Below are 21668 nucleotides of genomic sequence, written 5' to 3'. Positions count from 1 at the left end.
CCCTGATAAAGCACGGCGATTCATCCGTCTTATACGTATCCATTCGGATTTTTCTTTTGCCAGTTCCAGTGATCGCGGCACATGATCTCGAGGCCACGCTGGGCCTTCCAGCCCAGTTCGCGCGCCGCGCGGGACGGGTCGGCGTAGCACGCTGCGACATCCCCTGCCCGCCGCGGAGAAATGCGATACGGAATGGCTTGACCGCTGGCATGCTCGAATGCCTGGACCACCTGCAGGACGCTGTAACCATTCCCGGTGCCGAGGTTGATTTCTGAACACTGGGGGGCATCGAGGCGCTGCAAGGCTTTCAAGTGTCCGCCGGCCAGGTCGACCACATGAATGTAGTCACGCACGCCAGTGCCGTCGCTGGTCGGGTAGTCATTGCCCCAGACATTCAGGTATTCGCGCCGGCCGACTGCCACCTGCGCCACGAAAGGCATCAGGTTATTGGGAACGCCCTGCGGGTTCTCGCCAATCAGCCCGCTTTCATGGGCGCCGACCGGGTTAAAGTAACGCAGGATCGCAATGCGCCAGCCTGGGTCGGCGCGGTACACGTCGCGCAGCATGTCTTCAATGAACAGCTTGCTGCGGCCATAGGGATTGGTGGCCGACAGCGGATGGTCCTCGGTCAACGGCAGGCGCTGGGGCTCCCCATAGACGGTCGCCGAGGAACTGAAGACCAGGGTGCGAACACCGCAAGCCTGCATTGCGCCCAGCAGGCGATGGGTGCCGATGATATTGCAGTCGTAGTAGGCAAGCGGCTGCTCGACCGACTCGCCGACTGCCTTCAGGCCGGCAAAATGTATGACGGCCTGACACTGGTGGCCCCGCAGGGCTTGCTCAATGGCGGCCTGGTCGCGGATATCGCCCTCGACCAGGATGGGCCGCTGTCCGGTAATGCGTTCGATGCGGGCCAGCGATTCAGGGTGGCTATTGCTGAAATTATCGAATACGACAATGGTATGTCCCGCTGCCAGCAGTTCCACGCAGGTATGGGATCCAATATAGCCGGCACCGCCTGTTACGAGAATATTCATCAGACTATCGTCGCCTTCCTGCCGGGCGGCTGATACCAGGCCGCCAGGTCAAAATTTCCGAAAGATAACAGCAGCAAACAGGGCGATATTGCCGAGCCGCGTTTGCCGGCTGACGCCGCTGCGCCAGAGATGGACCAGGCGTGAAATGAAGCCCTTTTCCCGCGCCTTGGCGAAATGGTTCAGTATTTCCCTATTGTCAGGCGTTAGCTGGTCTTCCAGCATGCGCAATGCAGCGATATTGTTTTCATTCCAAGTCCTGTGTTGCCCCTGCCACAGTTTGCGCATGCGCTGCCAGCGCGCCGCCCAGCTTGAATTCATCCCGACCAGGTTTCCACCATGCTGCCGGTAACGCAGCGTAGGCGTCGGGTCGAAGAAAATCGTCCCGCCACACGCGCTCACGGCCAGATAGGCCCACCAGTCGTGGTACACCACCGCCAGCTGCGGCCCTGCTTTCTGGAGCAAGGTGCGGGCCGCATTGTTGAATACCATGGTATTACCGCCGGCAATGCTCTGCACCAAGGCATTGGCAAAGCGCGGATTGCCGAACGGGGCCGAAAAGCCGATTTCCCGGTTGTTCGAATCCACCAGCCTGGTACGCGCGCAATACAAGGCAGGAACGCCAGCCGGCACGCCCTCCAGCCATTGCAGGGCGCGCTCGAGTTTATCGGCATCCCAGATATCGTCCTGGTCCGAATACGCGTAATACTCTGCCTGGATGCCGGCATTGCAAGTCAACGCCAGGAAATTGGCGACAAACCCCTTGCCAGGACCGGCCTGGATCGACAGGCGGCCGGCAGGCCACTGCGCCTTGAATCCTTCCAGTATCTTCAGGGTATCGTCCGTCGAGCCATCATCCGAGGCCCACACTTCCCAATTGGAATAAGTCTGGGCGGCAAAGGAATCAAGCTGCTCCGCCAGATACTGCTGGCCACGGAAGGTCCCCAAGAGGATAGCTACTTTTGGACCCAAGTGCTCCATGCTCAGCGGCGCACCAACATCTTTAACACACAGTTGGTTCACCAACCCTCCTCTATTCTTTACAGCGCGAGCCGATCACGATGCATCAGCCGGCAAGGCCGCTATGATAACCCAGCAAGGCAGCCCGGGCCCGCCATCTTGGCATTTTGTCATGACAACCCTGGCTTTGCCCGGCCTCCAGGCTGGCCGGCCAGTCAGTCCGCCGCGGCCTTGCGCGCGGCTTTCGCCGCATACATGGCCTGGTCGGCATGGCGCATGAGCTGGTCGATGACGTCCCCATGTTCGGGATACAGGGCAATGCCGATGCTGGCGTGTGGCTGCAGGGTGCGGCCGGCCAGCACCAGGGGCGTGGCAATCACTTGCCGGATCTTGCTGGCCAGGGCTTCCGCCTGCGCATGGCCGGCCACGTTTTCCAGCAGGGCGACAAATTCGTCGCCGCCGATGCGCGCCACCGTATCGGATTCACGCACGCAGGACGTGATGCGGCGGGCAATGGCATGCAAGAGCTGGTCGCCCACCACATGGCCATGCTGGTCGTTGACCTGCTTGAAGTCGTCGAGGTCGATGAACAGCAGCGCACCGCGCGACTGGCCGCGCCGGCAGCGCGCAATGGCGGACAGGATGCGGTCCTGGAACAGGCGCCGGTTCGGCAGGCCGGTCAGCTCGTCGTAGCGCGCGGCGTGGGCCAGGTCGGCATGCAGCGCCAGCCTTTCGATGACGGCGCCGGCCTGGCCGGCAGTAAATTCCAGCAGATCGATTTCCCTCGCCGACAGCGCGCCGTGCTGGCCCAAGTCGAGCCGCAATTCGCCGAACGCGATGCCGGAACCCGACAAGGTGACGTGGTGCCAGCCTGTCGCGTCGAGCCGCGCGGCCCGTTCCGGCGTGCTGGCATAGGCCAGCCGCTCGCCCGGCTGCAACACGGCCACCATGCCGCGCAAGGGCAGCAAGCCTTGCAGGATCTGGTCGAAGCTGCGGAACAGTTCGGGCAGGCTGTCGGCGCCATGGGCGGCCGTGGCCAGCGCCAGCATGCCGGCCTGGCGCTGCTCGGCAAGCTTGCGCTCGCTGATCTCGCGCGCCACGCCGATGCGCAAGCGGTCTTCGGGCGACCAGCGCGCGGTCCACATGATGTGGGCCACGCTGCCATCCTTGCGCAGGTAGCGGTTCTCGAAGCCGAGGCCTGGACGGCCGTTCAGCACATGTCCCATTTCAGCCACGGTCCTGTCCTTGTCATCCGGATGGATGAAGTCGAGGATGATGCGGCCGATCATTTCTTCCGGCGCGTAGCCGAAGATCGCTCGGCAGGCCGGGTTGACGAACACGATGCGTCCGCCCTCGTCCACCATGAAGACGGCGTCCAGTAACAGCTCCGGCAGGCGCGCTAAAGCATCGGTCATCCAACGAGGATACCGCAAAACAAGCCATGGACAAGTTTATCGGCAAGCCTGCTTCAGGTAAGCGATCAGGTCGGCGCGCTCGGCGTCGTCCTTGACGCCTGCATAGCCCATGCTCGTGCCGGGCACGGTCTTCAGCGGATCGGCCAGGAACAGGTTGAGTGTCTGCTCGTTCCAGACGATGCGCGAGCGCCGCATCGCCTGCGAATACGGGAATCCTGCAAGGCTGCCGGCGCGGCGGCCGAACAGGCCGCAATGGCGCGGCCCGGTGCGGTCGTAGGCCAGCGCGTGGCAAGCGAGGCAGCGCTCGTAGACCACCTTGCCAGCGGCCACGCTGGCAGCCGGCGCGGCCTGCGTGGTGGCGCTGCACGCTGCCAGCGCCAGTGCGGCAAGCGGGGTTTTCATGACATGAAGGCCGACGGCACCGGCGCTTCGCCGAGGGCGTTGCGCAGCACCGCCCAGTGCATCGCCTCGTCGCCGAGGATGCTGGCGGCCGCCTTGGCCAGCTCGCGGTTGCCGAACAGCGGCACGGCGCCCAGGTAGGCGCTGACGGCGCCCTTCTCCAGTGCCGCGGCAAAGCGCAGCACGTCCGTCTGCGATGTCAGGTTCTCGGTCGGGAAGGCATATTTCGCCTTGGCGCTAACGGCCTTGCCTCCCAGCTTGGCGATCGTTTTGGCGAGGATGTCGGCATGCTCCTTGTGGTGGCCCTGGAAGGTCACCGCCAGGTCGAGAACCGACTTTTGCAGCAGGCCGCTTTCCGCGCCCAGCTGGTAGGCGGCAATCGCTTCCAGTTCGGCGCCGAGCGCCGTGTTCAGGATGCGCACGTCTTCGTCGGACGATTTGTCGCCTTTGGCGGCCAGGGCGTCTTCGCCCGCCAGCAACGCCACGGCCGCGCCGGACAGCAGCAGCCCCGATCTGGAGAGGAAGGAACGGCGCGTGCCCTGTGCAGCGTCGTCGAGGGAAATCAGGAAGGACATGGTTTTCTCCTTGTGGTGGGTGGTCAGTTTTTCAGCCGTTCGAGAACGTTGGCAACGATGCGGTCGCAGCGTGCGCCGTCGAAGGAAAACGCATCTTCCAGCGCGACATCGAGTTCGCGCGACAAGGCTTCACGCAGCAGGCCGCGGGCGCGGAAATAGCGCGTGCGCACGGTGGCTTCCGGGATGGCGAGGCAGGCGGCGGTTTCCTCCACCGTCATTTCCTCCAGCGCACGCAGGACGAACACCGTGCGGAAGCTGTCGGGCAGGCCATCGATCTTGCGCTCGATCAGGCGCCGCGCCTCGCTGCGCAGCAAGGCCTGCTCCGGTCGTTCCTGGTGTTCGTCCATTGTGTCCTCCACGTCAAGCGGGATGATCTCGGCGCTGCGGCGGCGCGTGCGGCCGATGGCTTCATTGATCACGATGCGGGTCAGCCAGGTCGACATGCTGGCTTCGCCGCGAAAGTCGGCCATCGCGCGGAAAGCCAGCAGGTAGGCTTCCTGCAGCACGTCCTCGGCTTCCGCATCGTCCTTCACGATGCTGCGCGCGGTGCGGTATAGGGCGCGGTTATGGCGGCGCATCAGCTGTTCGAATGCGGCTAGGTCGTTCATGGGGCTCCCCGTTTCTGGCTGTTTTCAAGACATTGGATGTCGCGCGTTGCGCCTGCGTTCCCGAAAAACAAAAAAAAACCACCCGAAGGTGGTTTTCATTATGCAGGGAGGCGCCTAGCGCAGCGCCAGCTGCCGGCCCGGCATGCCGGCCAGGCGGAACTGGCTGACCACGCCCGCCAGCTGGTCGGCCTGCTCCTGCAGCGCTCCGGCTGCAGCAGCGGCCTGTTCGACCAGGGCGGCGTTCTGCTGCGTCACTTCGTCCATCTGGCCGATGGCGCGGTTGACTTCATCGATGCCGGTGCTTTGCTCGGCGCTGGCGACCGAGATCTCCGCCACCACGTCGCTGACGCGGCGCACGCTGGCTAGTACCTGTTCCATGGTGCTGCCGGCCTGCTGCACCAGCCGGGTGCCGGTATTCACCTCGCGCGCGGAGTCGTCGATTAATTGCTTGATCTGCCTGGCCGCCGAGGCGCTACGCTGGGCCAGGTTGCGCACTTCCGATGCGACGACGGCAAAACCGCGTCCCTGCTCGCCGGCACGCGCCGCTTCCACCGCCGCATTCAGAGCCAGGATGTTGGTCTGGAACGCAATGCCGTCGATGACCGCGATGATGTCGACGATCTTGCCGGAGGCGGCGCTGATGTTTTCCATCGTCAGGATCACCTGCTGCACCACCTTGCCGCCATCGCCGGCCACGTTCCATGCCGACTGCGCGAGCTGCTTGGCTTCGCGCGCGTTGTCGGCGTTCTGGCACACAGTGGAGGTCAGCTCCTCCATGGCCGATGCCGTCTCTTCCAGCGAGCTGGCCTGGCTCTCGGTGCGGGCCGACAGGTCCAGGTTGCCGCTGGCGATCTGCGCCGAGGCGGTGGCAATGGCATCGGTGCCGCCGCGCACCTGGCCCACAACGTGCGCCAGGCTATCGTTCATCTCGCGCAGCGATTGCATCAGCGCGCCTGTCTCATCGCGCGATTCGACCTTGATGCTGGCGCTCAGGTCGCCGCCCGCTACGCGCTGCGCCACCGCTACCGCCTCATTCAAAGGCGCCGCCACGATGCGCGCCACCCACAGCGCCAGCAGCACGCCCACCACCAGCAGCGCGGCCAGCATGCCGATGATCAGCTTGCGCGACATCTCGAAGCGTTCCGCTGCGGCTTTTTCGGCGCCGCTGCTGCCTTCGTCGTTATATTTCGACAGCGCTTCGAACTGCTCATTGAGCTTGCGGTAAATCTTGTTGGAAGCACCACGGAACAGCAGGCGCGCCTCTTCCTTGTTGCCGGCGCGCGACAGCGCGGCCAATTTTGCGCTCTGCGCCAGGTAGGCATCGATGTCCTGTTTCAGGTCGGCGTAAATGCGTGACTCTTCGGCATCGGTCACCAGCGCGGCCAGCAATTCCTGTTGCTTGCGCATGGTGTCCAGGCGGCCGGCCATCGATTTTTCGATGGTGCTCATTTCCTCGCCTTCATCCACCAGGATGTGGCTGGCCTCCGAAATGCGGTAGCGGGCCAGCGAGGTCTGCACCTGCCCCACGTAGCGTACTGCCGGCAGCCAGTTGGTGGCGATGTCGGTCGAGGACTTGCTGACCTTGACCAGCTCGACGATGGAGAACAGCCCCATCACGCAGGTGAAGGCGATGACCAGGCTGAACGCGCATAGCAGCTTCTTCCCGATCTTCAGGTGGTAGAACCAGCCCATGATTGTCTCCCTATTATTGTTAGCCCTGGTTTGTTACCAAGAAGCAAATTTCAGGATAACAAACAGGAGCTTTCAGTTTCCATTCATCCATTGCCCTGCGGCAAATCGAGGGGTATCGTGTCTGGATTGTGGACACCTCACCGGAGCCGGACATGGCAGAGCACGACATCCCCCAGCTGGAAATCCCCGAATCGGTCAAGGCGGCGCTGAACCACTGGGTGCAGCAAGCCGCCCAGGAAGTGGGCCGCCCGCTGCGCAGCGAGATCGAAGAACTGCGTGCGCAGTTGGCAGCCGCCCACGCCACGCTGGAAGAAAACGAAGACCAGATCACGCGCCTGAACGGGGAATTGCGCAACGCCCGCAATATCGCGGCGGACGCCCTGGTCGGCAAGGCCAAGGACCAACTGGCGATCGAAGGCAAGGATGCCCAGATCGCCGACCTGCGCGGTCAGCTCGAACGCAGCGTCGCCATCGCGGCCACGCTGTCCGACGCCAAGCTGGCGGCGGAAATGGAGCTGGTCGGCGCCACCACGGCGCGCGACAACTACCTGGCAGAAGCCGCCGAGCTGCGCACCCAGCTCGAAGCCTGCCGCGCCGCGCGCCGAGCCGCGTAATTCATTGCAATCGGCGCTTGCTAGCTTGCATTCATCTGTTTAGGATGAATGCATCCACAGCATTTGTCGGAGGGATTCGATGGCAATGTTAACAATTCGCAACCTTCCCGATGAAGTCCACCGGGCGCTCCGGGTGCGTGCCGCCGGAAATGGGCGCAGCACCGAGGCTGAAGTGCGGGAAATTCTGGCCAGCGCAGTAAAACCGGAAACGCGAATCCGCATGGGCGAAGCCTTGTCTGCACTCGGCCGCGAAATCGGCATTACAGACAAGGACATCGAAACCATAGCTCAAGCCCGTGACAGCAAACCTGCCGAGCCATTGACGTTCGAATGATCGTCCTCGACACCAATGTGGTTTCCGAAGCAATGAAAGCGGCACCACATCCCGCTGTCAAGGCCTGGCTGGATAACCAGGCGGCCGAAACCCTTTACCTGTCAAGCATTACGCTGGCCGAACTGCTTTATGGCATTCGTGCACTCCCGACCGGCCGGCGCAAGGAAGCGTTGACCGCAGCGTTGGACGGTCTGGTCGACCTGTTCAGGGGCCGCATCCTTGCCTTCGATATCGAGGCCGCCCGGCATTATGCGGAACTGGCCGCAGCAGCAAAATCCGCCGGGCGTGGATTTCCCACACCGGACGGCTATATCGCTGCGATTGCCGCATCGCACAACTTCATTGTGGCGTCCCGCGACATGGCTCCTTACCAAGCGGCAGGCGTCTCCGTTTTTAATCCATGGGAGCCGCCTGGCCAATCAGGGTAAAGAGATTCACTCTGATATCTCAACCAGCTTGTAGCCCGGGTCGGCAGTGATCTGGGCCTCGGTATAGGGCAGCTTGATCCACTGGCCTTTCACGTACAGCTTGGTCTCGTCATTGAAATGCGGGCTGTCCGGGTTGGAGGACTGGCTGTAGGTCAGGATGCCTTCCGCTACCGGCCCGCTATCGTCCCAGGTGACGAACTGGATATAGCTGTTGCCGTAGGCGCCGGCGTTGGTTTTCGAATCGGCCGTGTAGATCCAGATGCCGGGATAGATCTGGTTCTTCACGCCGCGCCAGTTCATGAAGGTATAGCGTCCGCCCGGCACGGCCAGGCTGCCGTCGGGGCGCGAAAGGGTTTGCACTTCTTCCGGGCGGGTGCGGCGCTTGGCTGCGGTATCGAACTGGCTGCTGGCGACCAGCGCCTCCAGCTTCGCCATGGCGGCGGCGATGCCTGCGGCGCCGCGCGGCGTCTCCAGCGGGTCGGCCGGGTTGTACGGCACGCTCCACCACGAAGCCGCATTCAGTTCGCCCAGCGCTGCATACAGCTCAAAGAACAGGATGGCGCCGGCGCTGCCTGGCGCATGGGTCTTGTCCCATGCTTGCAGCACAGTGCAGGCATCCTTGGCCGCCGCCGTGGCGGTGCTGGAAGCCAGGCAGGCGGCGGTGAATTCCGGCAGCCATTTCTGCGCCTTGAAGAAGCGTGCCTGCAAGTAAATCTGCTGCAGGTTGGCCATGGTGAAGCGGTTGCCCGGCAGTCCGTCGGCACTGGCCAGGCGGTCACGCACGATGGCGTGGCCGGTACGGGTGCGGTTGTTCTGCGGCGCGCCTTCCACATTCGGGCCGGTGGCGATGATCTTCGGATAACCGGTGAGGAAGGTGCTGGCGGACGGCCACCAGTGACTGTCGTTGGCGTTCAGGATGTAGTCGCTGCGCTTGACCCAGGGCCGCTGGGCGGCGCCGATCGCGCCCGACCAGTCGCAGGCCGAGGTCGTCCCCGCCATCACCACCACGCCGGTGGTGGCCATGATGTCCTGGAATGGCGCGCCTTGCGCCGCACCGGGAACGCAGCCGGCCAGTTGGGCATCTTGCACGTTGGCCGCCACCGAGAAGTCGCCGTACAGGGTATCGCCGGCCTTGTCGGCGGCCATGGTGTTCACCCACGGCATGGCGACATGGGTTGCCGCCGCCGTGCGCAGGCTGTCCACGCTGGTGGACTTGCCGTTCAGGATGACCTGGTCGATCAGCTTATGGTTGGCCAGGTTCGCGTCCTGGATCGCAAACGCCGACGTTGTGCCCCAGGCGAAGGAGCTGTCCATCAGCATCGGGCCGAACTCGGTGGTGTACAGGGTGCGCGACAGCGAGGTGAGCGCGCCGTCGGCGCCCTTGACGCTGATGGTCAGCGGCACCGCCGTCATCGCCACCGGCTTGCCGTCCTTGATGTAGCGGGTCGGGCTGCTCGGGTCGAGCGCCAGGTAGCGCAGCGTGAAGCGGTTGTCGGTGGAGAAGGTGTGGGTCCACGCCACCTTGTCGTTAAAGCCGATCAGCGGCAGCGGCACGCCAAGCAGCGTGGCGCCGTACACGTCGTAGCCTTTGCCGGTGACGGTCAGGTGCAGCTGGTTCAGGCGCAACGCGCCCCACCACGGGAAGTGCGGGTTGCCGAACACCATGCCCTTGCCGGACTGCGTCACGTCCTTGCCCAGCCCGAAGCCGTTGGAGCCGATGGTGTGCTCCTGGATGGCCTGCAAGCCTTTTGCAATCGAGGAATTGGCGTAATCGGAGGCGGCCAGCAGGCGCGGCTTGCTGCGCTTGAGCAGCGCGGCCGTGGCGGTTTTCGGCGGCTGCGCGGAACCGATCTGCTTGATGAAGGCCAGCGAACTGCCGGCCATCGCGGCCTGGGCAAAGCGCAGGTAGGCATCGTCCTCCGTCATCGGCTGCACCCAGACGGCGCTGTTGCAGGCTGCCGGCAGGCTGGCCAGCGGAGTCTCCTTCAGGTAGCGGTTGTAGCCGGCCACGAAACCGGCGGTGAGGTCTTGCGCATCCTGGCTGGAGGCGGCCTTGATCTTGGCCGCCAGCGCCGGCGTGAACTGCAGCTTGTAGAAGAAGTCGGAATCGATATTGCCGAAGGTGTCGCCCAGCTGGCCCAGATAGCCGCTGGCGCCGCCAAAGTATTTCGCGCGCTCGCCGTGCAGGGTCACCAGTTCTTCCGCGTACAGGCAGATGTTCTCCTTGGCGAAGGCGTAGCCGTAGCCATAGCCGGCTCCCTTGAAAGTCTCCGCCTTGACGTGCGGGACGCCGTAGGAGGTATAGCGGATCGATGCGACATAGGTGGTGCCGGTAATCGGTGGGGGAGTGGGCGCCGCGGGGGGATCGTCGCTGCTGCTGCCGCAGGCCGCCAGCAGCGCGAACGGGACCAACGTCAGAATACGGGATAAAACATGCTGTCTCATCTTGTCTCCTAGTTATCGGTATGCGCAAAGTTAATTGCTTGGCAATAATAACCCGGCTTGGGCATGAAAAACCGGATTGCCCCATAATCGCGGTTCATTGTCCAACCGCGAGAGATTGAGCATGACTGGCATTACCGACTTTCCCATCAACGCCAAATGGCCCGCCCAACATCCTGAACGCCTGCAGCTGTATTCCCTGCCCACGCCGAACGGCGTCAAGGTATCGATCATGCTGGAAGAAACCGGCCTCGCTTACGAGCCGCACCTGGTCAGCTTCGACAGCAACGACCAGATGTCGCCGGAGTTCCTGTCGCTTAACCCGAACAACAAGATCCCGGCCATCATCGACCCGGACGGTCCGGGCGGCCAGCCGCTGCCGCTGTTCGAATCGGGCGCCATCCTGCTTTACCTGGCCGAGAAAACCGGCAAGCTGATGCCGCAGGACGCGGCCGCGCGCTACGAAACCATCCAGTGGGTGATGTTCCAGATGGGCGGCATCGGCCCGATGTTCGGCCAGGTGGGCTTCTTCCACAAGTTCGCCGGCAAGGAATACGAAGACAAGCGCCCGCGCGACCGCTACATCAACGAATCGGCGCGCCTGCTCGGCGTGCTGGAGCAGCGCCTGCAAGGCCGCAAGTGGATCATGGGCGAGCAGTTCACCATCGCCGATATTGCGATCTTCCCGTGGGTGCGCAACCTGGTGGAATACTACGGCGCCGGCGACCTGGTGGGCTTCGAGAAATTCGCCAACGTGCGCCGCGTGCTGGCCGCCTTCCTCGACCGCCCGGCTGTGGCGCGCGGCCTGAATATTCCAGCCCGCAGCTAAATTCCTGCAAGTGACGGGCGTACAATGGCTGGGCAGGTTTCCACCAGCCCGGGAGCATCGCCATGCCACGCCTCCACCGCCTGTCTGCTGTCTTCCTGCTGCTGGCCGCCGCGCTGGCAGCACCCACCCACGCCGGCAAGCCTTACCAGTATTACGCGGTGGGCGATCCCACCAACGTCGTCCTGCCGCAGCCTAAAAAACCCAGCCTGGTGCTGATGGGTGGCGGGCCGGACGTCGATGCCGTCTTTGCCTGGATGATCCAGAAAGGCGGCGGCGGCAACTTCGTGGTGATCCGCAGCCGCGGCACCGACGCCTACAACCCCTATATCTTCGCCATGGGCGGGGCACAATCGGTGGAAACGCTGGTGATCCCGAGCCGCGATGCCGCCAACGATCCCTTCGTGGCCGAACGCATCCGCAATGCGGAAGAACTGTTCATCGCCGGCGGCGACCAGTCGGACTACATCAACTTCTGGCAGGGCACGCCAGTGCAGGCTGCGATCCAGGAACTGGCCGGGCGCAAGATCCCGATCGGCGGCACCAGCGCCGGCCTGGCCCTGATGGGGCGCTTCGGCTTTGCGGCACTGAACGGCAGCATCACCTCGGCTGAAGCACTGGCCAATCCCTACGACAAACGCATGACGCTGGAGCGCGACTTCCTGCTGCTGCCCGACCTGGGCAGCGTGATTACCGACGCCCACTTCGACACGCGCGACCGCATGGGTCGCCTGGTGGCCTTCATCGCCCGCATCGTCAATGATGGCTGGGCCGGCATGGCGCGCGGCATCGGGGTGGACGTGGAAACGGCGCTGCTGGTGGAAGACGGCAAGGGCACGCGCGTGGGCACGGGCTCGGTCACCTTCCTGCAATCGGTCGGCCTGCCGCAAGTGTGCAAGCCAAAGCAGCCCTTGACCTACCTGAACCTGCAGGGACAGCGCATGTCGGGCGGCGGCAGCTTCGATTTGCGCAACTGGGCCGGCTATGGCGGCGCGACGGTGCCTTTCACCGTGTCCGCCGAAGCCGGGGTGCTGCTTACCAGGTAAAGTCGTCCGGGATCTTGTAGTCGGCGTAAGGATCGTCTTCCGCCGGCTGCTCGCTGGCGGCCTTTTTGACCGCCACCACCACTTCCGGCGCGCGTTCAGCGATCTTTTCGCCCACCACTTTCGGCACCAGTTCGGCCACGCCGTCCAGCACCACGATCACCAGGCGGCCGTTGACCAGGTGCTGCTGCACCTTATCCGATACGTAAATGCGCTCGATCTTGCTGCCGATGGTGAAGTTGTAGGCGACATCGCCGTTGCCTTTCGGCTGGCGGTGCTGCTGCACCATCTGGACCACCTGGGCCAGGATAGCCTTCTGGGTGGCAGCCGCGTCGCGCGCCGCGTTCAGCTCGCGCGCACGCTCGGCATTCTTGCGCTGCTGCTCCAGGGCCGCCTCGCGCGTCTGGTCCACGGCCTTGGTGCCGCTGCGCAGTTCTTCCTTGTGCTGCTTGGACTTTTCCTGCTGCACCTTGTTGACCTTCTTCTTGTCGACCAGGCCAGCCTTCATCAATTGTTCTTGCAATGAAACCATTGTCACACTCCTTTGTTGCCCGCAAGTTTAGCAGAGCGCGTATAGTGCCTGCATGAAGAGACTTGCCATTCTCGCAACCGCGCTCGCCACGCTGCTGCCGCCTGCCCATGCCGGCGATGCCGAACAACTTGTGGCGATGGTCAACGCCTGGCGTGCCGCGCCGGCCGCCTGCCAGGGCAAGCAGCGCCCCGCCGTAGCGGTGCTGGCGCCAAAGCCGGTACTGTCGCGCATCGCGCTGCGGCCCGGCATGATCCTGCTGGCGGCGCTGGACAGCGCCGGCTACGACCCGGAAGTCGCCGACGCGGTCAATGTGGAGGGCCCCGCAGACGCGCGCAGCGCCTTCGAGGCCCTGCGCGACTCGTATTGCGCCACGCTGGGCAGCGCGCGCTATCGCGAGATCGGCGCCCACCGCTCAGGCAATGAATGGACCATCGTGCTGGCGGTGCCGGCGCCGAACCCGCTGATGCTGCTGCCCGATATGGCCGATGCAGCGCGGGAGGTCTTCAGGGCGACTAATGCGGCGCGCGCCCAGGCGCGCCAATGCGGCGACACCTGGATGGACGCTGCGCCGGCGCTGGCCTGGAACAAGGACCTGGCAGCGGCCGCCCTGGCCCACAGCCAGGACATGGCGCAGCAAGGCTACTTCGCCCATAAGAACAAGCAGGGCAACGAGGTGTCACAGCGCGCCGAAGCGCAAGGCTACCGCTGGCGCCATATCGGCGAAAACATTTCGCGCGGCCAGTCCAGTGCGACGGAGGCCGTGGCCGGCTGGATCAACAGTCCCGGCCATTGCCTGAACCTGATGAACCCGCGCTTCACCGAGTTCGGCGCCGGCGTCGCCATCCGCCAGGGCAAGCGCCCGGCAGCCTACTGGACCCAGGTATTCGGCGCCCCGCGCTGAGCTTGACATCTGCCCCCTGCGTACTAGGCTTATCTGATCGGCAGCCTGCGGCATGCCGCTGCAGGTGCCGGTGTTTGGGGGATGTCATGGACACCAAAAAGTTCATCAGTGAAGGCTACAAGCTATTCGCGGCAGGCGACCTGAAAGGCCTGCTCGAACGCTATAACGACGATGCGGAGATGATCAATCCCGACTCCGACTACCTGCCCATAGGTGGCAGCTATCAAGGCAAGCAGCAGATAGCCGAATTCTTCGTGAAGTTGAATGAGACCACGCAGTGCACTTACCTCGAACCGAAGACCATGGTGCAGGAAGGCGATACCGTGGTGGTGACCGGCGACTCGAGCTGGATTGCCCGCAGCACGGGTATCGCCTACGAGAATCCGTTCGTCCACGTCTTCAAGATGCGCGACAATAAAGTCGCTTCATTGCGCGCCTACTACGACACCAGCAAGCTGGAGCATGCCCTGCACCCGGCCACCACCGGCCAGGCTGCCGGCAAGCCCTTGCACCACTGACAAGGAGAGCTGACATGCCGGCCGCCCGTGCCCTGCCCTTCATGCTGTGCCTGGCGGCCGGCGCCCTCCCTGCCGGCTCGCAGGCAGTACGCGAGCCGGCCTTCGATCCGCTGCTGGATGGCGCGCTATGCGCCAATCCGGCCGGCGGCCGGCCGCTGTTGCTGGCGCTGGCGGCGCCGGCCGAAACGGCGCCCTTCAAGCCGGCGCAGCAGGCGCGCCAGGCGCAGGCAGGCGGTCCGCCGCCGCTGTACAAGGACCTGGGCAAGCTGCATTTCTCGATCACCACGCGCAGCCCGCGCGCGCAGGCTTACTTCGACCAGGGCCTGCGCCTGCTGTTCGCCTTCAACCACGCGGAAGCGGCCCGCGCCTTCCACGCCGCGCAGCAGGCCGACCCGCAGTGCGCCATGTGCCACTGGGGCGAGGCGCTGGTGCTGGGGCCGAACATCAATGCGCCGATGTTTCCCGACATGGCGGGGCCGGCGTTTGCGGCAGCCGAGCGCGCAGCGGCGGCAGCCAATAGCGCCAGCCCGGTGGAACAGGCGCTGGTGCGCGCCGTCAACCGGCGCTACGCCGCGCAGCCGCCAGCCGACCGCGCAGCGCTGGACCAGGCCTATGCCGCCGCCATGGCCGACGCTGCGCGCAGCTTCCCCAACGAGGACACGGTGCAGGTGCTGTTCGCCGAAGCGCTGATGGACCTGTCGCCCTGGGATTACTGGGAAGCGGGCGGCGCCAGCCCGAAAGGCCGCACGCAGGAGCTGGTCGATGCGCTGGAGCGGGTGCTGGAGCGCAATCCCAGCCACCCCGGCGCCATCCATTACTACATCCACGCGATGGAAGCCTCGACCCATCCCGAAAAAGCCCTGCCCCATGCGCGCCAGCTGGCCAGGCAGATGCCCGGCGCCGGCCATATCGTGCACATGCCGTCGCACATCTACTACCGCGTCGGCCTGTACAAGGACGCGCTGCAGGCGAATCTCGATGCCATTGCCATTGACGAAACCTACTTCCGCGGCGCCGCCAGCGACCCGATGTACAAGGGCGCCTACTATCCGCACAACATCCACTTCGCGATGGTCTCGGCGCTGATGGGCGGCGACGGCAAGGCCGCACTGCAGGCGACGCAACGCCTGGAGCAGTCGATCAGCCCGGAACAGCTGCGCGCGATTCCGCCGCTGCAGCCGGTGCGCGCCGCGCCCTACTTCGCCCACGTGCAGTTCAGCAGCCCCGGCACGCTGCTGGCGCTGCCGGCTCCGGCCGAGGAATTCGTGCTGCTGCGCGCGATGTGGCATTACGCGCGCGCCGTCGGCTTTGCGCGCACGGCGATGTGGGACGACAGCCAGCGCGAGGTCGAGCGCATTGCCGCCATCGAGCAGCAGGCCGACTTCAAGCCGCTGCAGGACTGGGGCGTGCCCGGCGCCGATATCGTGCGCACCGCGCGCCTGGTGGCGGCGGGCAAGCTGGCCGAGGCGAAGGGCGAGCTGCCCGGCGCGATCGCCCTGTTCACGCAGGCGGTGGCGGCGCAGGACGCGCTGCCCTATACCGAGCCGCCGTACTGGTACTACCCGGTGCGCCAGTCGCTGGGGGCGGCGCTGCTCAAGGCCGGCAAGCTGGAAGAAGCGGAAGCGGCCTTCCGCGCCTCGTTCGCCAAAACGCCGAGCAACGGCTGGGCCCTGCGCGGCCTGGCCGCGGTGTACGAGAAACGCGGCGACAAGGCCGCCGCCGCCGCTGCGCACAAGCGATTCGCCGCCACCTGGCTGGGCCCCAGCGGCGGGCCCGACCTTTCGCGTTTATAGGGCGGGCGCGAATCACCTACACTAGCGGAATGTTTCTCCGCTCACTGATCGCTGCCCTCGCTCTGGCAGCAAGCTGCGTCACGCAGGCTGCGCCGGCGCGCCTGCTGGCCGACTACACCCATACCGCCTGGACCCGCCTGCAGGGCGCGCCCAGCGACGTTGTCAAATTCGCCCAGACGCGCGACGGCTGGCTGTGGATCGCCTCGCCCGGCGGCCTGCACCGCTTCGACGGCGCCCATTTCGAGCGCATCGAAAGCCTGGCCGGGCACCGGCTGCAGTCGACCAGCACCATGGGCTTGCTGGCCACCCGCGACGGCGGCTTGTGGATCGGGCACCGCTTCGGCGGCGTCACCGCCTTCGTGGACGGCAAGGTGCGCGAATTCACGCCGGCCGAGGGCCTGCCCGCATCGGCGGTGCTGAGCCTGACGGAAGGCCCGGACGGCACCATCTGGGTCGCGGCCGGCGGCGGCCTGGCGCAGCTCAGGCCCGGCGCCGGCCGCTTCCAACGGGTCGGGCCCGAGAGCGGGCTGCCGGACGGCGGCGCGCGCCAGATCCTGTTCAGCCGCAGCGGGCGGCAATGGGTGTCGGTGCAGGGCGGCGTCTATTGGCGCGAGCCGGGCCAGCAGCAGTTCCAGCGCGCCTGGCCCCACCTCGACCTGATGTCGCTGGCGGAAGGACCGGATGGCACCATGTGGGCCACGGACGGCAACGACAGCGGCTACCGCCTGCAGGACCGGGCCCCGGCCAGCGGCGCCGCGCCGCAGGCGGAAGTGGCGGCCAACGGCATCCACTTCGACCGCCACGGGACCATGTGGCTCCTCAAGGCCCACGCGCTGGAGCGCCTGGCCGGCGACGGCGCCGCCGAAGGCGATGCGGCGCAGCAGCTGACGCGCGAGAGCGGCATCAGCGGCGGCCTGCCGCAGACCTGGTTCGAAGACCGCGAAGGCAATATCTGGATCGGCACCTCGGCCGGCCTGGACCGGCTGCGCCGCAACCGCCTGCGCCTGCTGGCCACGCCCGAGGAACTGGACCATCCGGGCATGCTGGCCGACAGCGAGGGCCGCATCCTGGTCAGCAATATGGCGGGCGCGGTCTACAGCTACAGCAGCGAAGGCCTGCGCCTGCGGCGCGAAGCCGGCAGCATGACCTCCGGCTACCGCGCCCCGGACGGCGCGCTCTGGTTCGGCACCGACAGCGAGCGCTGGCGCCGCGCGCCCTCCGGCCTGCTGACCCGCTATCCGCACCCGCCGCAACACGCGCAGCACGACGTGCAGGCCATGACGCTGGACCGCGCGGGCCGCATGTGGCTGTCGCTCTCGCGCAAGGGACTGTTCATGGCCGAAGGCAACAACTGGCGCAAGGATGGCGGCGTGGCCGGCCTGCCGCAGGGCTTGGCGCCCGCCGTGGCCAGCGACGAGCAGGGGCGCATCTGGGTCGGCTACCTGGGCAGCCGCATTGCCGTCATCGAGGATGGCCGGGCGCGCATCTTCGGCCCCGAGCAGGGCGTGGGCATCGGCAACGTGCTGGCGCTGCAGGCCGACGGCCCGCGCATGTGGGCCGGCGGCGAGTTCGGCCTGGGCTGGTTCGACAGCGCCGGCTACCATGCGGTGGAAGCCGGCTTGCGCGGCATTTCCGGCATCGCGCGCACGGCGCAGGGCGAGCTGTGGCTGCACGGCATCGACGGCATCTCGCGCCTGTCGGCCGCGCAGCTCACGCGCTTGCTGACCGACCCGGCCTACCTGCCGCAGTTCGAGCGCTTCGATGCCCAGGACGGCCTGCTGGGCAGCGCGGAGCAGTTCCGCCCCCTGCCCTCGCTGGTGCAGGGCAGCGACGGCAAGCTGTGGTTTTCGACCGCCAACAATATTGCCAGCATCGATCCCGCCAACATCGCGCGCAACACGCTGGCGCCGGCGGTGCAGATCCGCGGCCTGCGTTCGGGCGGCGCGTCCTACCTGCCGCTGCCTTCATTACAGCTGCCCAAGGGCAGCAAGGACCTGGCCATCGCTTTCACGGCGCTCACCCTGTCGATGCCGGAACGGGTGCGCTTCCGCTACCGACTGGAGGGCGTGGACCAGGAATGGCAGGAGGTACAAGGCCGGCGCGAGGCCTTCTACACCAATTTGCAGCCGGGCAGCTATCGCTTCCGCGTGACGGCGGCCAACGAGCACGGCGTGTGGAATGAAGACGGCGCCAGCATGCAGCTGGAGATCCTGCCATCGTTCACCCAGACCGGCTGGTTCGACGCCCTGCTGCTGGCGGCAGCGGCACTGGCGCTGCTGGCGCTGTATGCCTTGCGCGTGCGCCAGCTGACGGAACACATGCGCGACCTGCAGCAGGAGCGCCTGGCCGAGCGCGCCCGCATCGCGCGCGGCTTGCACGACACGCTGCTGCAAAGCGTGCAGGGGCTGATCATGTTCTTCGACCGCCAGGCTGCCTTGCTGCCCCGCGACAGCGAGGAAAAGGCCAGGATCGAGCAGACGCTGGAGCTGGCCGACCAGCTGATGGCCGAGGGCCGCAACTACATCATGGACTTGCGCGGCGACGGCGAGGCGGAGAACCTGGCCCAGGTGCTGCGCCAGTACGGCACGGTGCTGCTGAACGAGCGCTTCCACTTGTCGGTGGCGCAGGCGGCGCGCCCGCTGCTCGATCATGTGCACTGCGAGGTGCTGGTCATCGCGCGCGAGGCGCTGTTCAATGCGGCGCGCCATTCCCAGGCAACGCGGGTCGACCTGCTGATCGACTACGGCGCCACCCTGTTCCAGCTCGAAGTCAGCGACAACGGCGGCGGCATCGGCAGCAATCCGGCCCTGCCCGGACACTTCGGCCTGGTCGGCATGCAGGAACGCGCCGCAGCGCTAGGCGCCACCTGCACCATCGTCTCCCCGGCGCAGGGCGGCACCACGGTGCGCCTGCAGATGCCGGCGCAGCTGGCCTATGCCGAACGGCGCAGCGACAGCCTGCTGCGCCGCCTGTGGCGCTGGCTGCCCGACAAGCCCGCGCTGCCGGCCCTCCCCCAAAAGAGGTAGGCGGCGCGCCCCCGGATGGGCGATTCGGCTGCGGCATCGGCTGGCTATTCTTTCAAGTGCTGTTTAACCACTTGAAGAAAGAAGAACCGACCATGCCATCCCCTATCAGCAACCGCCGCCGCAACGTCCTGCTGGGCGCTGCCACCGCCGTCGCCGCCGCCGGCGCCTCGCTCTCCGCTTCCAGCGCCGCCGCCGCACCGGCCGGCGCCAGGGCCTCTGCTGCCGCCGGCCGTACGTCCGGCACCTTCACCACCCGCGACGGCGTGGAAATCTATTACAAGGACTGGGGCCCGCGCAACGGCCCGGTAGTGGTGTTCAGCCACGGCTGGCCGCTGAGTTCGGACAGCTGGGAATCGCAGATGCTGTTCCTGGCCGACCGTGGCTACCGCACCATCGCGCACGACCGCCGCGGCCATGGCCGTTCCAGCCAGCCCTGGGACGGCAACGACATGGACCACTACGCCGACGACCTGGCACAGCTGCTGGACCTGCTGGACGTGAAGAACGCAGCGCTGTTCGGCTTCTCGACCGGCGGCGGCGAAGTGGCGCGCTACCTGAGCCGCCATGGCAGCAAGCGCATCGCCAAAGCCGGCCTGATTTCCGCCGTGCCGCCGCTGATGCTGAAGACCGCTACCAATCCGGGCGGCCTGCCGATCGAAGTGTTCGACGGCATCCGCGCCGGCTCGCTGAAAGACCGCTCGCAGCTCTACCTGGACATCGCTTCCGGCCCGTTCTTCAACTTCAACCGCCCGGGCGCCAAGCCATCGCAAGGCATGATTAACGCCTGGTGGATGCAAGGCATGATGGCCGGCCACAAGAACACCTACGACTGCATCAAGGCCTTCTCCGAAACCGACTTTACCGCCGACCTGAAAAAGATCGACATCCCGATGCTGGTGCTGCACGGCGACGACGACCAGATCGTGCCGATCGACGCTGCCGCCAAGTCCGCCGCCAAGCTGCTGAAGAATGCCAAGCTGGTGGTCTACCCTGGCGCGCCGCATGGCCTGACCGACACCCACAAGGACAAGCTGAACGCCGACCTGCTGGCTTTCATCAAGGGCTAAGCAATGGAACGCAAGCTCACTACCGCGGCCGGCGCGCCGGTTGCGGACAACCAGAACGTGGAAACCGCGGGCCCGCGCGGCCCCATGCTGCTGCAGGACGTGTGGCACCTGGAAAAGCTGGCGCACTTCCACCGCGAAGTGATCCCTGAGCGGCGCATGCACGCCAAGGGCTCGGGCGCCTTCGGCTGCTTCACCGTGACGCACGACATCACGCGCTACACCAAAGCCGCGCTGTTCGGCGCCGTGGGCAGGAAGACCGAGGTGTTCGCGCGCTTTTCCACCGTGGCCGGCGAGCGGGGCGCGGCCGACGCGGAACGCGATATCCGCGGCTTCGCCGTCAAGTTCTACACCGAGCAGGGCAATTGGGACGTGGTGGGCAACAACACCCCGGTGTTCTTCATGCGCGACCCGCTGAAGTTCCCGGACCTGAACCACGCCGTCAAGCGCGACCCGCGCAGCAACCTGCGCAGCGCCGAGAACAACTGGGATTTCTGGACCCTGCTGCCGGAAGCGCTGCACCAGGTGACCATCGTGATGAGCGAGCGCGGCATCCCCGCCTCGTACCGCCACATGCACGGCTTCGGCAGCCACACCTTCAGTTTCATCAACGCCGGCGGTGAACGGCACTGGGTCAAGTTCCACTTCACCAGCCAGCAAGGCATCGTCAACCTGAGCGATGCCGAGGCTGCGGAATTGATTGCAAAGGACCGCGAATCGTCCCAGCGCGACCTGTTCGAAGCGATCGAGCGCGGCGAGTACCCGCGCTGGACGCTGAAAGTGCAGCTGATGACGGAGCAGCAGGCCGCGCAGGCAGCCTTCAATCCCTTCGACCTGACCAAGGTCTGGCCGCACAAGGACTATCCGCTGCATGAAGTGGGCGTGCTGGAGTTGAACCGCAACCCGGGCAACTATCACGCCGACGTCGAACAGGCCGCCTTCACGCCGGCCAACGTGGTGCCGGGCATCGGCTTTTCGCCCGACCGCATGCTGCAATCGCGCCTGTTCGCCTATGGCGACGCCCAGCGCTACCGCCTGGGCGTGAACCACCACGCGATCCCGGTCAACACGCCGCGCTGCCCCTTCCACAGCTATCACCGCGACGGCGCCATGCGCGTCGACGGCAACCAGGGCGCCACCATCGGCTACGAGCCGAACTCGAAGGGGGAATGGCAGCAACAAGCCGCCTACGCCGAGCCGCCCCTGTCCCTGGACGGCGCCGCCGCGCATTACAACCACCGCGCCGACGATGACTACTACAGCCAGCCGCGCGCCCTGTTCCGCCTGATGGACGAGCAGCAGCGCCAAGCCCTGTTCGACAACACGGCCCGCTCGCTGGCCGGCGTGCCGCTGCACATCCAGCAGCGCCACATTGAAAACTGCAACAAGGCCGATGAAGCCTACGGCGCCGGCGTGTCCGCCGCGCTCGACAAGTTGCGCCCACTCTGGTAACTCACTTAAAAG

At 65.7% G+C, this 21668-nt stretch carries 20 protein-coding genes; 11 read left to right on the top strand and 9 right to left on the bottom strand.

Annotation, left to right across the window (positions count from 1 at the left end):
* Positions 1-29: 29 nt before the first annotated feature.
* From galE to ACN9MW_RS05115, 7 genes are all read right to left on the bottom strand, one after another.
* On the bottom strand, positions 30-1037 hold the full coding sequence (gene galE, locus ACN9MW_RS05145; RefSeq protein ID WP_426168209.1) for a UDP-glucose 4-epimerase GalE: 1008 nt from the start codon (positions 1035-1037) through the stop codon (positions 30-32).
* Between the two features lie 48 nt (positions 1038-1085).
* Entirely contained in the window at positions 1086-1982 is an 897-nt protein-coding gene (locus tag ACN9MW_RS05140; RefSeq protein ID WP_426168206.1) for a glycosyltransferase family 2 protein, read from the bottom strand.
* Between the two features lie 227 nt (positions 1983-2209).
* Positions 2210-3409, bottom strand: a complete 1200-nt coding sequence (locus ACN9MW_RS05135; protein WP_426168204.1) for a diguanylate cyclase domain-containing protein — start codon at positions 3407-3409, stop codon at positions 2210-2212.
* 36 nt (positions 3410-3445) lie between these two features.
* Positions 3446-3811, bottom strand: coding sequence for a c-type cytochrome (locus ACN9MW_RS05130; protein ID WP_426168201.1), 366 nt, complete (start codon positions 3809-3811; stop codon positions 3446-3448).
* Entirely contained in the window at positions 3808-4383 is a 576-nt protein-coding gene (locus tag ACN9MW_RS05125) for a ferritin-like domain-containing protein (protein ID WP_426168197.1), read from the bottom strand. Before ACN9MW_RS05125 ends, ACN9MW_RS05130 begins: the two co-directional genes overlap by 4 nt.
* Before the next feature lie 23 nt (positions 4384-4406).
* Positions 4407-4991, bottom strand: coding sequence for an RNA polymerase sigma factor (locus ACN9MW_RS05120; protein ID WP_426168194.1), 585 nt, complete (start codon positions 4989-4991; stop codon positions 4407-4409).
* A gap of 114 nt (positions 4992-5105) precedes the next feature.
* On the bottom strand, positions 5106-6683 hold the full coding sequence (locus tag ACN9MW_RS05115; protein WP_426168192.1) for a methyl-accepting chemotaxis protein: 1578 nt from the start codon (positions 6681-6683) through the stop codon (positions 5106-5108).
* Between the two features lie 152 nt (positions 6684-6835).
* Between ACN9MW_RS05115 and ACN9MW_RS05110 the strand changes: the two genes are divergently transcribed.
* The 3 genes from ACN9MW_RS05110 to ACN9MW_RS05100 all read left to right on the top strand — a co-directional run bounded on the left by ACN9MW_RS05110 (position 6836) and on the right by ACN9MW_RS05100 (position 8059).
* Positions 6836-7297, top strand: a complete 462-nt coding sequence (locus tag ACN9MW_RS05110) for a hypothetical protein (RefSeq protein ID WP_426168189.1) — start codon at positions 6836-6838, stop codon at positions 7295-7297.
* A 79-nt stretch (positions 7298-7376) separates the two neighbouring features.
* Positions 7377-7631, top strand: a complete 255-nt coding sequence (locus tag ACN9MW_RS05105; RefSeq protein ID WP_426168187.1) for a FitA-like ribbon-helix-helix domain-containing protein — start codon at positions 7377-7379, stop codon at positions 7629-7631.
* Positions 7628-8059 (top strand): type II toxin-antitoxin system VapC family toxin, encoded by a 432-nt coding sequence (locus ACN9MW_RS05100; RefSeq protein WP_426168184.1) that lies wholly within the window; start codon positions 7628-7630, stop codon positions 8057-8059. Before ACN9MW_RS05105 ends, ACN9MW_RS05100 begins: the two co-directional genes overlap by 4 nt.
* A gap of 6 nt (positions 8060-8065) precedes the next feature.
* On the opposite strand, the gene ACN9MW_RS05095 is transcribed toward ACN9MW_RS05100, so the two are convergent.
* Positions 8066-10504 carry a penicillin acylase family protein gene (locus ACN9MW_RS05095; RefSeq protein ID WP_426168182.1) on the bottom strand — a complete coding sequence of 813 codons (2439 nt, stop codon included), beginning with the start codon at positions 10502-10504 and terminating at the stop codon, positions 8066-8068.
* Positions 10505-10625: 121 nt separating this feature from the next.
* On the opposite strand from ACN9MW_RS05095, the gene ACN9MW_RS05090 reads away from it, so the two are divergent.
* Together ACN9MW_RS05090 and ACN9MW_RS05085 are read left to right on the top strand one after the other, a co-directional pair.
* Positions 10626-11330 carry a glutathione S-transferase N-terminal domain-containing protein gene (locus ACN9MW_RS05090; RefSeq protein ID WP_426168179.1) on the top strand — a complete coding sequence of 235 codons (705 nt, stop codon included), beginning with the start codon at positions 10626-10628 and terminating at the stop codon, positions 11328-11330.
* Between the two features lie 62 nt (positions 11331-11392).
* Positions 11393-12373: a cyanophycinase gene (locus ACN9MW_RS05085; protein ID WP_426168176.1), complete on the top strand. Its 981-nt coding sequence runs from the start codon at positions 11393-11395 to the stop codon at positions 12371-12373.
* On the opposite strand, the gene ACN9MW_RS05080 is transcribed toward ACN9MW_RS05085, so the two are convergent.
* A complete protein-coding gene (locus tag ACN9MW_RS05080) occupies positions 12363-12902 on the bottom strand; it encodes a DUF2058 domain-containing protein (RefSeq protein WP_426168174.1) in 540 nt (179 codons plus the stop codon). The two genes, ACN9MW_RS05085 and ACN9MW_RS05080, sit on opposite strands and share 11 nt — an antisense overlap.
* A gap of 52 nt (positions 12903-12954) precedes the next feature.
* Here ACN9MW_RS05080 and ACN9MW_RS05075 point away from each other — a divergent pair, with 52 nt between their 5' ends.
* The 6 genes from ACN9MW_RS05075 to ACN9MW_RS05050 all read left to right on the top strand — a co-directional run bounded on the left by ACN9MW_RS05075 (position 12955) and on the right by ACN9MW_RS05050 (position 21656).
* The gene (locus ACN9MW_RS05075; RefSeq protein WP_426168171.1) at positions 12955-13803 is read left to right on the top strand and encodes a CAP domain-containing protein; all 849 of its coding nucleotides are present in this window, start codon (positions 12955-12957) and stop codon (positions 13801-13803) included.
* A gap of 86 nt (positions 13804-13889) precedes the next feature.
* A complete protein-coding gene (locus ACN9MW_RS05070) occupies positions 13890-14321 on the top strand; it encodes a nuclear transport factor 2 family protein (RefSeq protein ID WP_426168168.1) in 432 nt (143 codons plus the stop codon).
* A 14-nt stretch (positions 14322-14335) separates the two neighbouring features.
* Positions 14336-16114: a tetratricopeptide repeat protein gene (locus tag ACN9MW_RS05065; RefSeq protein ID WP_426168165.1), complete on the top strand. Its 1779-nt coding sequence runs from the start codon at positions 14336-14338 to the stop codon at positions 16112-16114.
* 29 nt (positions 16115-16143) lie between these two features.
* Positions 16144-19140, top strand: a complete 2997-nt coding sequence (locus ACN9MW_RS05060) for a sensor histidine kinase (RefSeq protein WP_426168163.1) — start codon at positions 16144-16146, stop codon at positions 19138-19140.
* A gap of 92 nt (positions 19141-19232) precedes the next feature.
* Entirely contained in the window at positions 19233-20207 is a 975-nt protein-coding gene (locus tag ACN9MW_RS05055) for an alpha/beta fold hydrolase (RefSeq protein ID WP_426168160.1), read from the top strand.
* Positions 20208-20210: 3 nt separating this feature from the next.
* Entirely contained in the window at positions 20211-21656 is a 1446-nt protein-coding gene (locus ACN9MW_RS05050; RefSeq protein WP_426168157.1) for a catalase, read from the top strand.
* Positions 21657-21668 lie beyond the last annotated feature (12 nt).

The organism is Pseudoduganella sp. R-34, assembly GCF_049904655.1.
Classification (GTDB): Bacteria; Pseudomonadota; Gammaproteobacteria; order Burkholderiales; family Burkholderiaceae_D; genus Rugamonas.
The sequence above is the reverse complement of the archived record's forward strand: the minus strand, read 5'-3'. Positions and strand labels throughout refer to the sequence as shown.